This is a genomic window from Streptomyces changanensis (assembly GCF_024600715.1).
Lineage (GTDB): Bacteria > Actinomycetota > Actinomycetes > Streptomycetales > Streptomycetaceae > Streptomyces > Streptomyces changanensis.
Map to the genome: position 1 here is coordinate 3,084,082 of NZ_CP102332.1, position 15,051 is coordinate 3,099,132.

The 15,051-nt window shown below is 74.3% G+C and carries 15 protein-coding genes; 5 read left to right on the top strand and 10 right to left on the bottom strand.

The genetic code is table 11. The annotated features are described in order from the left end of the window. Window positions 1-475: 475 nt before the first annotated feature. From ispF to NRO40_RS13590, 3 genes are all read right to left on the bottom strand, one after another. On the bottom strand, window positions 476-988 hold the full coding sequence (gene ispF / locus NRO40_RS13580) for a 2-C-methyl-D-erythritol 2,4-cyclodiphosphate synthase (RefSeq protein ID WP_058944148.1): 513 nt from the start codon (window positions 986-988) through the stop codon (window positions 476-478). After that, window positions 978-1,748 (bottom strand): 2-C-methyl-D-erythritol 4-phosphate cytidylyltransferase, encoded by a 771-nt coding sequence (gene ispD, locus NRO40_RS13585; protein ID WP_058944147.1) that lies wholly within the window; start codon window positions 1,746-1,748, stop codon window positions 978-980. Before ispD ends, ispF begins: the two co-directional genes overlap by 11 nt. Window positions 1,749-2,103: 355 nt before the next feature. Then, complete coding sequence (locus NRO40_RS13590; protein ID WP_003953493.1) at window positions 2,104-2,586, bottom strand: CarD family transcriptional regulator; 483 nt, start codon at window positions 2,584-2,586, stop codon at window positions 2,104-2,106. A gap of 693 nt (window positions 2,587-3,279) precedes the next feature. Between NRO40_RS13590 and NRO40_RS13595 the strand changes: the two genes are divergently transcribed. Beyond that, a complete protein-coding gene (locus NRO40_RS13595; RefSeq protein ID WP_058945347.1) occupies window positions 3,280-3,939 on the top strand; it encodes a hypothetical protein in 660 nt (219 codons plus the stop codon). Window positions 3,940-4,191: 252 nt separating this feature from the next. On the opposite strand, the gene NRO40_RS13600 is transcribed toward NRO40_RS13595, so the two are convergent. Both NRO40_RS13600 and NRO40_RS13605 read right to left on the bottom strand, forming a co-directional pair. Beyond that, window positions 4,192-4,872 (bottom strand): response regulator transcription factor, encoded by a 681-nt coding sequence (locus NRO40_RS13600; RefSeq protein WP_058945346.1) that lies wholly within the window; start codon window positions 4,870-4,872, stop codon window positions 4,192-4,194. Next, window positions 4,869-6,107: a sensor histidine kinase gene (locus NRO40_RS13605; RefSeq protein WP_058945345.1), complete on the bottom strand. Its 1,239-nt coding sequence runs from the start codon at window positions 6,105-6,107 to the stop codon at window positions 4,869-4,871. Before NRO40_RS13605 ends, NRO40_RS13600 begins: the two co-directional genes overlap by 4 nt. Before the next feature lie 196 nt (window positions 6,108-6,303). Between NRO40_RS13605 and phoU the strand changes: the two genes are divergently transcribed. Both phoU and NRO40_RS13615 read left to right on the top strand, forming a co-directional pair. Next, a complete protein-coding gene (gene phoU / locus NRO40_RS13610) occupies window positions 6,304-6,984 on the top strand; it encodes a phosphate signaling complex protein PhoU (RefSeq protein WP_058945344.1) in 681 nt (226 codons plus the stop codon). 133 nt (window positions 6,985-7,117) lie between these two features. After that, window positions 7,118-7,267: a hypothetical protein gene (locus tag NRO40_RS13615; protein WP_198549488.1), complete on the top strand. Its 150-nt coding sequence runs from the start codon at window positions 7,118-7,120 to the stop codon at window positions 7,265-7,267. A 138-nt stretch (window positions 7,268-7,405) separates the two neighbouring features. Here the strand turns inward: NRO40_RS13615 and NRO40_RS13620 are convergent, their stop codons facing one another. After that, window positions 7,406-8,110: a histone deacetylase gene (locus NRO40_RS13620; RefSeq protein ID WP_408057086.1), complete on the bottom strand. Its 705-nt coding sequence runs from the start codon at window positions 8,108-8,110 to the stop codon at window positions 7,406-7,408. Between the two features lie 172 nt (window positions 8,111-8,282). Continuing rightward, complete coding sequence (locus tag NRO40_RS13625) at window positions 8,283-9,212, bottom strand: LysR family transcriptional regulator (RefSeq protein WP_058945343.1); 930 nt, start codon at window positions 9,210-9,212, stop codon at window positions 8,283-8,285. 312 nt (window positions 9,213-9,524) lie between these two features. Between NRO40_RS13625 and NRO40_RS13630 the strand changes: the two genes are divergently transcribed. Then, window positions 9,525-9,869, top strand: a complete 345-nt coding sequence (locus NRO40_RS13630; protein WP_058945342.1) for a hypothetical protein — start codon at window positions 9,525-9,527, stop codon at window positions 9,867-9,869. A gap of 177 nt (window positions 9,870-10,046) precedes the next feature. Here NRO40_RS13630 and NRO40_RS13635 read toward each other — a convergent pair whose 3' ends face one another. Then, window positions 10,047-10,808, bottom strand: a complete 762-nt coding sequence (locus NRO40_RS13635; RefSeq protein ID WP_058945341.1) for a phosphoglyceromutase — start codon at window positions 10,806-10,808, stop codon at window positions 10,047-10,049. 116 nt (window positions 10,809-10,924) lie between these two features. On the opposite strand from NRO40_RS13635, the gene NRO40_RS13640 reads away from it, so the two are divergent. After that, window positions 10,925-12,457, top strand: coding sequence for an MDR family MFS transporter (locus tag NRO40_RS13640; RefSeq protein ID WP_079047543.1), 1,533 nt, complete (start codon window positions 10,925-10,927; stop codon window positions 12,455-12,457). A gap of 274 nt (window positions 12,458-12,731) precedes the next feature. On the opposite strand, the gene NRO40_RS13645 is transcribed toward NRO40_RS13640, so the two are convergent. Both NRO40_RS13645 and mshA read right to left on the bottom strand, forming a co-directional pair. Then, window positions 12,732-13,220, bottom strand: a complete 489-nt coding sequence (locus tag NRO40_RS13645) for a type III secretion system chaperone family protein (RefSeq protein ID WP_058945403.1) — start codon at window positions 13,218-13,220, stop codon at window positions 12,732-12,734. Further along, window positions 13,213-14,574, bottom strand: a complete 1,362-nt coding sequence (gene mshA / locus NRO40_RS13650; RefSeq protein WP_058945404.1) for a D-inositol-3-phosphate glycosyltransferase — start codon at window positions 14,572-14,574, stop codon at window positions 13,213-13,215. Before mshA ends, NRO40_RS13645 begins: the two co-directional genes overlap by 8 nt. Between the last annotated feature and the right edge of the window lie 477 nt (window positions 14,575-15,051).

Sequence of the window (15,051 nt, forward strand, 5' to 3'; positions counted from 1 at the left end):
TGCCGGGGGCGCTCGCTGCCGGGGCCTCCCACGACGTCCGCGCGGAGGGCCCCGCCACGGCGTGCCGTGTGCCCGGACGCCACCGCACCCCGCTACCCGGCCTGGGACCCCATCCCCCGCCCGGCCCGGGCACCACACGCCCTTTCACGGCCTCGGCGCCGCATGCCATTCGCGGCCTGGGGGCCGCCGCTACGGCGGGCCCTCCGCGGCCGTAGCACGGCCCCGGAGGGGAGGCACCGGACGGCCCGGGGGCCCGGTGGCCGCTCGCTGCCGGCCGGTCACGGGCTGCCGCAGCACGGACGCCGCCGCACCCCTCTGCGCGGCCTGGTCGCCGCCCCTGCGGCGCGCCGCCGCGGCCGTGGCGCCGCCCCTGGGGGCGGGCGCCGGACGGCCCGGGGTGTCTGCCGCGGGGTGGTCCTCCACGCCGGGACGGGCGGCGGCCCTCCACCGGAGGGCCGCCACTCCGGGGCGGGCTTCAGGGGGTGCGGTACACCAGGGCCGTGGCGATCGCGGCCAGACCCTCCGCGCGGCCGGTCAGACCGAGGCCGTCCGTCGTCGTGCCGGAGACGGAGACCGGCGCGCCCACCGCCGCGCTCAGCGCCTCGCGGGCCTCCTCCCGCCGCTTGCCGATCTTGGGCCGGACGCCGATCACCTGGACGGCGACGTTGCCGATGCCGTACCCCTCCGCGCGGACGATGCGGGCGGCCTCCGCGAGGAGGGTCACGCCGGACGCGCCGGACCACTCGGGGCGGTCGGTGCCGAAGTGGGCGCCGAGGTCACCGAGCCCGGCGGCGGAGAACAGCGCGTCGCACGCGGCGTGCGCGGCGACGTCGCCGTCGGAGTGGCCGGCCAGACCGAACTCCTCGCCCTCCCACAGCAGGCCGGCGCACCACAGCTCGCGGCCGCGCTCGAAGGCGTGCACGTCGGTGCCGACGCCGACGAGCGGCAGCACGGGCGGGGCGGGGGCGGCGGGGTGCTCAGAAACCATCGTTGACCCTCCTGCGGGCGAGGACCGCCTCGGCCAGGACGAGGTCGAGGGGCCGGGTGACCTTGAACGCCTCCTCGTGGCCGGGGACGGCGACGACCCGGACGCCGAGCCGCTCCACCATGCCGGCGTCGTCGGTGACCTCGCCGGTCACCTCGGCGTGCGCGCGCACGAGCGTCTCCCGGTCGAAGCCCTGCGGCGTCTGCACGGCGCGCAGCCGGGACCGCGCGGGCGTGCCGAGCACCGGCTCCGGCGCGCCGTCCTCGTGCGGCTCGACCTCCTTGACCGTGTCGGCGAGCGGCACGGCGGGGACGACGGCGGGCGCGCCCCCGTCGCGTACGGCCTCGATGACCGCGTCGACGGTGTCGACCGGGACGAGCGGCCGGGCGGCGTCGTGGACGAGCACGGTGGTCACCGTGTCGGGCAGCGCCTCCAGACCGAGCCGTACCGACTCCTGGCGGGTGGCGCCGCCGGCGACGACGACCACCTCGGTGCGCTCGGGCGCCGGGTACTCGTCGAGGAGCGTCCGCACGCCCGCGACGTCGTCCGGGGGTGCCACGACGACGACGAGGGAGACGGCGCGCGAGGCGGACATGGCGCGGACCGCGTGGACCAGCATGGGGATGCCGCCCAGCGTGCGGAGCGCCTTGGGGGCCCCGGGGCCCAGCCGTACGCCTCGGCCCGCGGCGGGGATGACCGCCGCGGTGCTGCGGGTGCCTCCCGCACCGGCGACCCGGGGGGAGGGACGTGCTGCGTCTGACATCGGTTGCACTCCGGCAGGTTTGTTCACTCGGCCGACATGGGTATGGCCACAGCGCGGGCGGGACGCCCCGACCGGACCCTTCCGTGACCCCCGGTCGAGCGGGTCGCCCCGGCCCGTCGTCAGCCCGGGCCCGGTCCGCGTGCGGACATGCCGCAGCGCCCGGCGACGCTACTGTGGTCTCACAGCATGTCATCGGGCACCGCGGCAGTGATCACTGCGTTCAGCGTTCACATGTGAGGCGTACCGCACAGGTGGCGAACCGCACACGCGGCGATCCACTCGTGGCACTCGGCGCTCAGGACCCGGTGGCGGTGACGCTCCGGGGTTCCGTCAGGGTCCGAGGGCTTCGGCGTCGTCAGGACGCGAGGACCTCGTCGAGCAGGGCCTCGGCCTTGTCCTCGTTGGTGTTCTCCGCGAGCGCGAGCTCGCTGACCAGGATCTGACGCGCCTTCGCGAGCATCCGCTTCTCTCCTGCGGAGAGACCGCGCTCGCGCTCACGGCGCCACAGGTCGCGCACCACTTCGGCGACCTTGATGACGTCGCCGGACGCGAGCTTCTCGAGATTTGCCTTGTAGCGTCGGGACCAGTTGGTCGGCTCTTCGGCGTACGGTGCGCGCAGCACCTCGAAGACCCGGTCCAGCCCGTCCTGACCGACGACGTCGCGCACGCCGACGAACTCCGCGTTGTCCGCCGGTACACGTACCGTCAAGTCGCCCTGGGCGACCTTGAGCACCAAGTAGGTCTTGTCCACGCCTTTGATCTGACGAGTTTCGATGGCCTCGATCAGCGCGGCCCCGTGATGGGGATAGACCACGGTGTCGCCAACCTTGAACGTCATGTGACAGGTACCCCTTCCGTGGCTATCCAGGGTAACACGAGAACGGCTTCTTCTGAATGGCGTTTTCGCAGGTCAGGGCATATCTCGGGGCTTGACAACAGCAACGCGAACGTGCTGCGGAGGGCTTCCGCGGGCCGGTATTCGCAGGTCGGAGCGGCTGCGGGCGCGGTCGGAAACGGCTTCGTCACACCCCCTGGGCGGTGGGCCGGACGGGCGAATCCTCCCGGTTTGTCGGGTTCGGCGGTGTCCACTTCCCGTACTCCGTTCGGTTGTCGGTCACCCGCACGGGGGTGTGGCCGGAGGATTCCCGAATTGATCACCGTGGCTTTTCCGCGGGGAATGCGTGAGGGCCGGGGAATTGATCACGACGGTTATGTGAACGGCGTGCGAGAAGACGGGCGGGTCGGGCGTGGCGCGACGACGGGGACGACGGCGGGCGCGGCGGGGACGCGGCGGGGGAAGTGGGGCGTCGCGCGGCCGGGTGCCGTCCCGCACCGTCGCGGGGCGATCGGGCCCGCGGGCGGATGGGCCCACAGGGGCGGGTCGGGTGCGGGAGGTCGACGCGGGGTCGGTAACCTGAGCCCGCTGACTGCCCCTCCATGGTCCGGTCCCGCCGGTCCGGCACAGGGACGGTCGCACCGTTCCACCGACCGTGCCCGTCCTCCGTCCGTACGTCTAGGAGTTGCCGCCGCCGTGAGCCGCAGCCTTCGACGCGGCGCCATCGCCGCCACCGCCCTCGTGATCTCGATCGCCTCGCTCACCGCCTGCGGTGCGGGCAACGACGCGCAGACCCTCGGCATCAAGCCGGACACCGCCGGCGCCACCGTCGGCAAGCTCAAGGTCCAGAACACCCTGGTGATCACCCAGCCGAAGGCCGACGCCGAAGGCCCCGCGGTCGTCTCCGTGACCGTCTTCAACGACGGCCCCAAGGCCGAGACGCTGGAGTCCGTCAAGGTGGGCTCCGTGCAGGCCGAGCTCAAGCCCTCCAAGGGCTCCGGCCCGCTCACCATCCCCGCGGGCGCCTCGCTCGTCCTCGGCGGCCCGGGCAACGCCACCGCGGAGCTCCCGGACGGCGTGGGCGAGACGAAGGGCGGCGACGTCCAGGAGGTCGTCCTCCAGTTCAGCGAGAGCGGCGAGGTGAAGCTGAAGGCCATCGTCGTCCCGGCCACGAGCTACTACGCCGGGTTCGGCCCCTCCGGCGCGCCTGCCCCGTCCGGCTCGCCCTCCGGCAGCCCCTCCGGTTCGCCGTCGGGCGCCGCCTCCGTGTCGCCGTCGGCGACGCCGACCGGCAACGTGACCCCGTCCGCTCCGGCCGCCGGCGCCTCGCACGCCGCGGGCGGCGACGGCCACTGACGACGTCCGCCCGGCGCCGCGCCCTCGGCGCGGCGCCGGCGCGCACGGCCCGTACGGCCGAGCAGGCCCGCCCGCGAGGACAGGGCTCGCGCGGCCCGTACGCCCGGACGCGGGCCCTGCCCCGTACCGACCGTGCGGCCTGACGCGGCCCGCGCGGCCCGTACCAACGACGCGAAGGGCGCCCCACCGGTCTCACCGGCGGGGCGCCCTTCCCGCGTACCCGCCCGGGCACGCGGCTCGTCACACGGCGGCCTACGGCTCGAACTTGTAGCCCAGGCCGCGGACCGTCACCAGGTAGCGCGGCGCGCCCGGGTCCGGCTCGATCTTGGCGCGCAGCCGCTTCACGTGGACGTCGAGGGTCTTCGTGTCGCCCACGTAGTCCGCGCCCCACACCCGGTCGATGAGCTGCATGCGGGTGAGCACGCGGCCCGCGTTGCGCAGCAGCATCTCCAGCAGGTCGAACTCCTTCAGCGGCAGCTCGACCTTGCCGCCGTCCACCGTGACGACGTGGCGGTCCACGTCCATCCGCACCGGGCCCGCCTCCAGGGCCGCCGGCGTGGACTCCTCCGGCTCGCCGCGACGACGCAGCACCGCCCGGATGCGGGCGACGAGCTCGCGCGACGAGAACGGCTTCGTGACGTAGTCGTCGGCCCCTATCTCCAGGCCGACGACCTTGTCGATCTCGCTGTCCTTCGCGGTGACCATGATGACGGGCACGTTCGAACGGCTGCGCAGCTGGCGGCAGACCTCGGTGCCCGGCAGCCCGGGCAGCATCAGGTCGAGCAGGACGAGGTCCGCGCCGTTGCGCTCGAACTCCTCGAGCCCCTCCGGCCCGGTGGTCGCGACCGCGACCTCGAATCCTTCCTTGCGGAGCATGTAGGACAGGACGTCGCTGAAGGACTCCTCGTCCTCGACGACAAGAACTCGGGTCACGGATGGACCTCCGGGGCGGTGAGCGGATCGCTGGTGGTGGGGGTGCCGGGGGTACCGCGGCCGCCGTCGCTGACGCGGTCACGGCGCGCGGCCGCCTCGGGGAGGCGGAGCGTGAAGGTGGAGCCTTGGCCCTCGGTCGACCATACGGTGACCTCGCCACCGTGCGACGCGGCGACGTGCTTGACGATGGCCAGGCCGAGGCCGGTACCGCCGGTGGCGCGGGAGCGGGCGGGGTCGACGCGGTAGAAGCGCTCGAAGATGCGCTCCTTGTCCTTGTCGGGGATGCCGATGCCCTGGTCGGTGACGGCGATCTCTATCAGGTCGCCGCCGGGGGCGGTGACGCGGCGCGCGGCGATGCCGACGCGGGTGTGGGCCGGGGAGTAGTTGACGGCGTTCTCGACGAGGTTGCCGAGGGCCGCGGCGAGCTGGCCGCGGTGGCCCCAGACGCGCAGCGCGCTGGTGCCGCCGGCGGCCATGGTGATGTTCTTGGTGGTGGCGGTGTGCCGGGAGCGGTCCACGGCCTCGGCGACCAGCTCGTCGACCCGTACGGGCTCGGCGTCGTCCAGCGGGTCGTCGTTCTGGACCCGGGACAGGTCGATGAGCTCCTGCACGAGGTTGGTGAGGCGGGTGGCCTCAATCTGCATGCGGCCGGCGAAGCGGGTCACCGCCTCGGGGTCGTCGGCGGCGTCCATGACGGCCTCCGAGAGGAGGGAGAGGGCGCCGACGGGCGTCTTCAGCTCGTGGCTGACGTTGGCGACGAAGTCGCGGCGTACCGCCTCTATGCGGCGGGCCTCCGTCAGGTCCTCGACGAGCAGCAGGACCAGCCGCGAGCCGAGCGGGGCGACGCGCGCGGAGACCGCGAGGGCCTCGCCGCGGCCGGTGCCGCGCCGGGGGAGGTCCAGTTCGACCTGGCGTATCTCGCCGTCGCGGCGGGTGTCGCGGGCCATCTGCAGCATGGCCTCCACCGCCAGCTTGCCGCCCCGGACCAGTCCGAGCGCGTACGCCGCCGAGCTGGCCTTCACCACGGAGTCGCTCTCGTCGAGGACGACCGCGGAGGAGCGGAGCACGGACAGGACCGTGTCCACACCGGGTGGCAGCACGGCGTCGGTGTGCAGGGAGGTCCGACTGGGCCTCGCCTGGTCGCGCTCGCTCCACCGGAACGCGAGCATGGCGATGACACCGGTGAGCAACCCGGCGATCGCTGCCGCTGCGGCGACCGCCGCGTTCACGTCCATGCACCCAGGTTAGGCATGGTCACGGGCGCTCTCCCAGCCGTCCGGGTGGCTGCTCGAACAGTCGTCGCTCAGAGTTCACCGAGGGGACGGTGCCGGTTCACTTGTGATGGAGGCCCTCGACTTGTGACCGTCCGAACGTGGGAGCGTGGGGTCCGAGCCCCACCCGGACCCCGAGCGTAGTGAGAGAGGGACATCCATGCGGGACGCGTACCACGAGGAACTGGACTCGATCGGCGAGGGGCTGGTCGAGATGGCCCGGCTGGTCGGATCGGCGATCGGGCGCGCCACGACGGCGATGCTCGACGCGGACCTGAAGCTGGCCGAGGCGGTCATCGCCGCCGACCAGAAGGTCGACGACCTGCAGCACGACCTGGAGGCCCGCGCGATCGCGCTGCTCGCCCGGCAGCAGCCCGTGGCGACGGACCTGCGGATCGTGGTGACGTCGCTGCGGATGAGCGCCGACCTGGAGCGCTCCGGCGACCTGGCGCAGCACGTGGCGAAGCTCGCCCGGCTGCGGTTCCCGGACCGGGCGGTGCCGGGCGACCTGCACGCGACGATCCTGGAGATGGGCCAGCTCGCGCAGCGCCTCATGGCCAAGGCGGCGGAGGTCATCATCACGAAGGACGTCGACCTGGCGCTCCAGCTGGAGCAGGACGACGACGAGATGGACCTGCTGCACCGCACGCTCTTCCAGCACCTGATGGACGACCGCTGGAAGCACGGCATCGAGACGGCGGTCGACGTGACGCTGCTGGGCCGGTACTACGAGCGGTTCGCCGACCACGCGGTGTCGGTGGCGAAGCGCGTGGTGTACCTGGTGACGGGCGAGCACGCCGACGAGCTCCAGCTCCCGGAAGCCCCGGTCGAGGGCGCCTGAGGCGGGGGGCGCCAGGTGGTGCGGTGGGGGCGCGGGCCCGGGTCGGCGCCTCCGTGCGCCGTTGATGCGCCCTCGTCGTGGGGCTTCCAATGGGTGACGAGGCGAACACACGCCCGCCGTTGAGGAGGAACCCATGGCCGATTCCCCCACGACCCAGCCCCAGCAGGACGCGCCGGACGAGGTGGTGAGCCTGCCCATGCTCGGTGCCTGCGGCTGCGGCTCCGGCTGCAGCTGCGGCTGCCAGTCGGGCGGCCCCTGCTCGTGCAGTGGCAGCTGCGGATAGCGCCGCACCGCACCCGCACGACGGGCCCCGCGCCGGGAAGATCCCCGGCGCGGGGCCCACGCGTGTCCCGGGCGCCGGGCCCCCGGCAGCAGCGCACCGGAAGGAGCGCACCCGGATCAGCGCACCGGAAGCGCCGTGTCACCCGCGTCCCGCCGGGCCCTCCCCGTACCCGGCGAGGTCCAGGACCTGCCCCGCCGTCCAGCACCCCACCGCACCCGGCCGGGCGGCGAGGTAGCCGGCGACCGTCCGGGCGTCCCAGGCGCCCGCGCCGAGCAGACCGTGCGCCACGCACCGCAGGTACGCGGCGGACGGCGGGTTCGGCGGGACGGCGCCCATCGCCCAGGGGGCCGTGAACGTCAGCAGCGGGCGCCCGTCCAGCAGCCCGGCGCACACGAGCGTCTCGTACCGCCCGTCCCCCAGCACGGCGCGACCGTCGCGGAGCACGCCCGTCAGGTCGAGGTCCGGGCCCTGCCCGGGCGTGCGGTACATCTCCTGGGCGGCGAGGTCCGAGAACTGCCCGGGGGTGATCAGGTACGCCCGGGCCAGCACCGGCCCGCCCGGGACCGCGGGGTCGTAGAACGCCCGGCCGCCGCCCCACACGGGCGACTCGGTGGCGAAGTACACCGCCCCGGGCACCTCCACGGCCGCGCTCGCCCGCGGCGCCGCCCGGTCCCGGCACCCGGGATACACCCGCCGCCCACCCTCGGGGCGCCCGCCGCGCAGGTAGCAGCCGAGCCGGCCCGGATCGGCGTTGGACCCGTAGGCCAGGTACCAGACACCGGCACCCCCCGCCCCGGCCCCGGCTCCCGCCCCGGCCCGCGGGGGCTCCGGCGTCCTCACCACCACACCCACACCGCCATGTTGCCAGCCCGGCACCGGGCCCGCGGCCGTACGCCCACCCGGGGAGGCGGCGGTCCGGGGGGAGGGCGGACGCGTCACGGTGGTGGTGCGACCGGCCGCGGGAGGCGGGCCGGAGGCCGGTGCTCCGGCCGCCGTGCGGACGGCGGGCAGCACGTCAGCGGAGTCGGTGCGTGGCCGCCGGGGTGGTGTGGTCGTCGATCCGGCGGGGGCCGAGGTCGCGGGCCGTGTCGACGAAGGCTTGGACGTGGGGTGCGGGGACCGAGGCCGGCAGTGCCAGGGCCCATTCGGTGGGCGGGGCGTCGTCGATGGGCAGCAGCGTGACGCCGGGGTAGCTGTAGTAGCGCGGGACGTGGCCGTTGAGGGGGCAGACGATGCGTCCCGCCGCGACCAGGGCGAGGACTTCGTGGAAGGTGCGCGCCCGCGGACCGCGGTGGATCGGCCGTCCGCCGGGAGTGCGGTCGGGACACATGGCCCGGAACCACTCCACGGGCACGTGCTCTCCCGGGTCGAGGACCGTCCGGCCGGCCAGGTCCTCCAGGGACACCGAACTGCGCGTCGCCAGGGGCGAGTCCTCGGCGACGGCCAGGACCCGGCCCTCCGTCAGGACCACCGGGCCGACACGGAAGCGGTGCTCCGGCACGGGCAGCCACATCAGCTGCATGTCCACCTCACCGGTGCGCAGCTTCACGAACGGGTCGCTGAAGTGGAACTCCACGAACTCCACACCGCACTCCGGGTACCGGGCACGGTAGGCGTCCACGAGCCAGGTGAGCTCGGACGGCAGGGCGCCCATCGCCCCCAGCCGCACGGTCCCGCAACAGCCACGGGCCGCCACGGCGGCCCGGTCCACGGCCGCCCGTATCAGTCCGAAGCCCGGTTCGAGGTCGTCGCGCAAGCGCTGCCCCAAGCGGGTCAGCGCGACGGTCCGGGTGCTGCGGTCGAACAGGGCACCGCCCAGGCGGCGTTCCTGCTGCCGGATCGATTGGCTGACCCGCGCCTGGGAAAGGTGGAGCCGCTCCGCGGTCCGGCCGAAGTGCAGTTCCTCCGCGAGGGTCAGAAAGATCTCGATGTCCCGCAGTTCCATCGCACCCCCGATTGATCATCATCGCTTATGAGTGCCGTGCGGAGTTCGGCGTTGTTCGGTCGGCCAGCGTAGAGGAGGGTGGGTCCCGGCCTGGCGCCACGGGGGCGTCGACCTGCCCGTCGACGGCGCCGGCCGGTCAACGCCCGTCCGGTCACGGACGGTTCCGCGTGCCCGGGTCCTCCCGGGGCATGCCAGAAATCGGAGGGGAAGACACATCATGCGTCTCACGAAGGTCGCACTGGTCGGCGCGATGGCCGCCGCACTCGCGTTCACCGCCTCGCCACCAGCGCCGACGAGGTCAAGTGGAAAGCCGTGGAAACCGACCCCACCTGGCACTGCACGAAGTACTTCGACCACAAGGGCTCGAAGAACGTCTTCTTCAAGACCTGCAACGTCATCAACGCGGCGAACTACGCGCAGACCGTCCTGGTCGTCCAGAACAAGGCGAGCGTCACCATCAACATCGAGGGCGAGATCACCACGAACTTCGGTGGCCACGTGGACTGTGCCCCCTCGCCGCTCGGGGCGGGCGCCACCCGGGGCTGCTACGGCCCCTCCAAGTACGTCGGCCCCGCCGCCATCGTCGGCAACAACGCCCGACTGAACTTCAACGGCATCGACGAGTGGCTGGACGAGGCGATGAAGCGGCAGGGGTGAGCCCGGCGCCCTCGCGCCCCGCCGACGACCGGGCTCCGGGGGTCCGGGCCCCGGGCTCCGGGTCCCGGTGGAGGGCGAAGGTGAGCGTGGCCGCCCCGCGGACGCGCAGGGCCCCGGTACAGCGACAAGGCTCCCACCCGTGGACGAGCCGCGGGTGGGAGCCTTGACCGCGCGGGGCTACTTCTTCTTGCCCTGGTTCTTCACGGCCTCGATGGCGGCCGCGGCGGCGGCCGGGTCGAGGTACGTGCCGCCCGGGGTGAGCGGGTTGAAGTCGGCGTCCAGCTCGTACGCCAGGGGGATGCCCGTCGGGATGTTGAGGCCCGCGATGTCGGCGTCCGAGATGCCGTCCAGGTGCTTGACCAGGGCGCGCAGGCTGTTGCCGTGGGCGGCGACCAGGACCGTGCGGCCGGCCAGGAGGTCCGGGACGATGCCGTCGTACCAGTACGGCAGCATGCGGTCGACGACGTCCTTCAGGCACTCCGTGCGCGGGCGCAGCTCGCTCGGGATGGTGGCGTAGCGCGCGTCACGGGCCTGCGAGAACTCGCTGTCGTCGGCGAGGACCGGCGGCGGGGTGTCGTACGAGCGGCGCCACAGCATGAACTGCTCCTCGCCGAACTCGGCGAGCGTCTGCGCCTTGTCCTTGCCCTGGAGGGCGCCGTAGTGGCGCTCGTTCAGCCGCCAGGAGCGGTGGACCGGGATCCAGTGGCGGTCGGCCGCCTCCAGGGCGAGCTGCGCGGTGCGGATCGCGCGCTTCTGGAGCGACGTGTGCAGGACGTCGGGGAGCAGCCCGGCGTCCTTCAGCAGCTCACCGCCGCGGACCGCCTCCTTCTCGCCCTTCTCGGTGAGGTTGACGTCCACCCAGCCGGTGAACAGGTTCTTCGCGTTCCACTCGCTCTCGCCGTGGCGGAGGAGGATCAGCTTGTACGGTGCGTCGGCCATGCGTACGAGATTAGTGGACGCTCCGACGCTTGACGGTCCGCGTCAATTGAGTGGCCCCGGCGCACGTGGGCTCGTAAGTTCCGTTGGAGCAGTCAGCCACTTACGGGGGAGCTCGCGTGTCCATCGTCCCGCTCATACGTTCAGCACGCGCCACCGTCTCGGGGCTCCCACCCGGGTTCTGGTGGCTGTGGCTGTCGACGCTGGTGAACCGGACGGGCGCGTTCGTCCTGACGTTCCTCTCGCTCTTCCTCACCCAGGAGCTGGGCTTCTCCGGCTGGTACGCGGGGCTCGTCGTCGCGCTGCACGGCCTCGGCGGCATCGCCGGCTCGCCGCTGGGCGGCATGCTGAGCGATCGGTGGGGGCGCCGGCCGACGATGGTCACCGGCCACCTGGCGGCCGCCGCGTGCGCCGCGGCCCTCGCGGTGGTGACCAGCCCGTGGGCGGTCGCCGCGGTGGTGCTGGTCATGGGCGTCGCGATGCAGTCGGTGCGGCCCGCGATCGGCGCGACCATCGCCGACCAGGTGCCCGAGCACGACCGGCGCCGCGCCTACGCGCTGAACTACTGGGCGCTGAACCTCGGCTTCGCCATCGCGGCGACCGGCGGCGGCGCGGCCCTGGTCTTCGGCTACCGGGCGCTGTTCGTCGCCGAGGCGGTCGCGGTGGTCCTGTGCGCGCTGATCGTCTTCATGCGGCTGCCGGAGACCCGTCCCGAGGCCCCGGTCGGCGCGGACGGCAAGAGCACGGCCGAGCCGCGCCTGACCACGCTCGACGTGCTGCGGGACGGACCGTTCCGCACGCTGGTGCTGCTGAGCCTGCTGGTGTGCACGGTCTTCAGCACGCCGTGGGTCGGCCTGCCGCTGACGATGACCTCGCAGGGCCTGGAGCCGAACGCGTACGGCGTGGTCATCGCGGTGAACGGCGTGGTGATCGTCGGCTTCCAGCTGCTGGTCAACCGCATCACCGACAAGCGCTCGCCGGTCGCGCTGCTCGTCGTCTCGTCGCTGCTGTTCGCCGCCGGTACCGGCGCGACGGCGCTGGCTGGGTCGCCGGTGGCGTTCGCGGCGACGGTGGTCGTGTGGACGATCGGCGAGATGGTGTACATCCCGGTCAACGCCGCCGCCACGGCCCGCCTCGCCCCGGTGCACGCCCGGGGCCGGTACCAGGGCGTGATGGGCATGGCCTGGGGCGTGGGCGGGTTCGTGGCGCCGGTGCTGGCCGGCTGGATCGCCACCGGCCCGGGCCCGGCCGCGCTGTGGATCGGCTGCGCGGTCGTCGCGCTGATCGCCGCCGTCGGGTACGGGACGCTGCTGCGACGGGCCCTGGGCTCCGACGAGCGGGAGCGCGGGGCGGTGGCGGGCGGCGCCGGGGACACACGTGGCGCGGGTGGGGCGGGGCCGGTCGCGGCTGCCGGGGCGGATGGTTCGGTGGAAGCGGTTGGTCCTGCGGGAGCCGTTGGCCTCGCTGGGGCCGATGCCCCGGAGGCTGAGGGGCGGGTGGGGGCCGCGGTGGTGAAGGTTCCGGCGCAGAAGACCGCGGCGGGCGCCGTGGCCCCGGCCGCTGTCGTTCCCGCCGCCGCCGCGACGGCGGCCTCCGCGGCGGCCGGGTCCGGTGACGGTAGGGCCGCCGCGGGGCGTGCCGGCGCCGTGTGAGCCCGCGGGGCGGTCGGCCGGTGAGGGTTCCGGGGGCGTACGGACACGGGGGTGCCGTACGCCCCCGGGCGTGTACCCGGGGGCGGCACATGGCGGCCGGGGGGCGCCGTGGTGGCCGCGTAGCGGTGGCGGGGTGGCCGCCGTGGCGGTCGCGGGCGTCCGGGCGCGGGGCGGTGGCGGGCGCCGGGCGCGGGGGTGCCGGGGTGGCCGCCGTGGTGGCCGCGGGGCGTCCGGGCGCGGGCGCGGGGCGTCCGGGCGCGGGGGGTGCCGGGGGTCAGTCGGACGGCTGGGTGAGGTGGCTGAAGGCGTCGAGGTTGCGGGTGGACTCGCCGCGCGAGACCCGCCACTCGTACTCCTTGCGGATCGCCGAGGCGTACCCCATCTCCAGCAGGGTGTTGAACGAGCCGTCCGCCGCCTCCAGGACCGAGCCCATGAGGCGGTCCAGCTCCTCGGGCGTGACGGCGGAGAGCGGGAGCTTGCCGGTGAGGTAGATGTCGCCGTGGCCGTCGACGGCGTAGCCGACCCCGTACAGCTTGAGGTTGCGCTCCAGCAGCCAGCGGTGGACGCCCGCCTCGTTCTCCTCCGGGTGGCGGATCACGAACGCGTTCAGCGACAGGGAGTGGTTGCCCAGGCGCAGGGACAGCGTGGTGGACAGCTTGTTGGTGCCGGGCAGCGTGACGACGTACGAGCCGGGCTCCGGTGACTCCCAGGCCAGGTCGGCGTCGTGCAGTGCGGACTCGATGATCTGCCGTGCGTCAGCCATGGGGCGAGCGTACGCGACGGCGGTGCTCGTGCATCGCAGCCGCGTACACGTCGGCGGTGGCCGACGCGGCCCGGTCCCAGCCGAAGGACCGCGCGTGGCGGGCCGCCGCGTCCCCGAGGCGGCCGGTGAGGTCCGGGTCGGCCGCGAAACGGCCCAGTACGCGCGCGTAGTCGCCCGGGTCGTGGCCCTCGACCAGGAACCCCGTCTCGCCGTGCCGTACGGCCACGGGCAGGCCCCCTACGGCGGCGGCCACGACCGGGGTACCGGTCGCCTGCGCCTCGATGGCGACGAGCCCGAACGACTCGCTGTGCGAGGGCATGACCAGGACGCTCGCCGCCCGGAACCAGTCCGCGAGTCCGGCCTGGGCGACCGGCGGGTGGAAGCGCACGACGTCCGCGATGCCGAGGCGGGCCGCCAGCTTCTGCAGGCCCTCCGGCTTGCTGAGGCCGCTGCCGCTGGGCCCGCCCACGACGGGGACGACCATCCGCGCGCGCAGCGACGGCTCGGCGGCCAGGAGCCGGGCGGCCGCGTGGAGCAGCACGTCGGGGGCCTTGAGGGGCTGTATGCGGCCCGCGAAGAGCGGCACGAACGCGTCGGCCGGCAGTCCGAGGCGGGCGCGGGCGGCGGCCCGGCCGTCGGCGGGGCGGAACCGGTCGAGGTTGACGCCCGGGTGGACGACGGCGACGCGCTCCGGGTCGGCGTCGTAGTGGTGGACCAGTTCGTCGGCCTCGCCGGCCGTGTTGGCGATGAGCCGGTCGGAGGCCCTCACGATCTGCGTCTCGCCGATCACGCGGGCGGCCGGTTCGGGGGTGTCGCCCTCGGCGAGCGACGCGTTCTTGACCTTGGCCATCGTGTGCATCGCGTGCACGAGGGGCGTGCGCCACCGCTCGGCGGCCAGCCAGCCGACGTGGCCGCTGAGCCAGTAGTGGGAGTGGACCAGGTCGTAGTGGCCGGGCCGGTTGCCCGCCCAGGCCCGCATGACGCCGTGGGTGAAGGCGCACAGCTGGGCCGGGAGGTCCTCCTTGTTGAGGCCCTCGTAGGGGCCGGCGTCGACATGCCGTACGAGGACGCCGGGGGCGAGCTCCACGGACGGTGGCAGCCCGCCGGCCGTGGCGCGGGTGAAGACCTCCACCTCGATGTCGATCGCGGCGAGACGTTTCGCCAGTTCCACGATGTAGACGTTCATGCCGCCGGCGTCGCCCGTGCCCGGCTGGTGCAGCGGCGACGTGTGGACGCTCAGCATGGCGACGCGCCGTGGGACGCGGTGCCCGCGCGTGCCGCGGTGGCGGCCCGGCAGCCGGAGCCGGGGCGGCGGTACCAGGGTGCCGGCGAGCCGGGACACGTACTGGCTCACGTCGTCGGTCCTTCCGCTCAGGGTCTGGGGCCGGGGCCGGGGCCCGTGTTCCCAGCCTGTGGGGCTGGTTCCCGGGGCCGGATGTGCGGGCGTAGGGGCATGGCGGAGGGAGGCGCGTGCTCCTCTCCCGTTGCCGCACAACAGTGGAGGGGCTCCTTTCATTTCCCTCTTTGCCAATTCATTACGGGAGTGGGGGTGGGTCCCGGGCGAGGGGCGGCGGGGCAGGGGCGGCTGGGGCGGGTCCGCGTCCGGGGCGGCGAGGGCGGGTGCGTGCCGGGGGCGGTGCCGGGGCGTATCCGGGCCCGGGGCGAGGGGGGTGGCACGGGGGTGCGGGGGCCGGTGCGGGGGTCGCCGGGCTGCCTCCGGCGGTGGGCCCGGCGCGGTCGTCGGCGGGTGCCGCCGGGCTGCTCTCCGGCGGTGGGCCGCCCCCGGAACTGCCCTCCGGCGGTGGGCGGGCCCCCGGCGGCACGGTGGGGA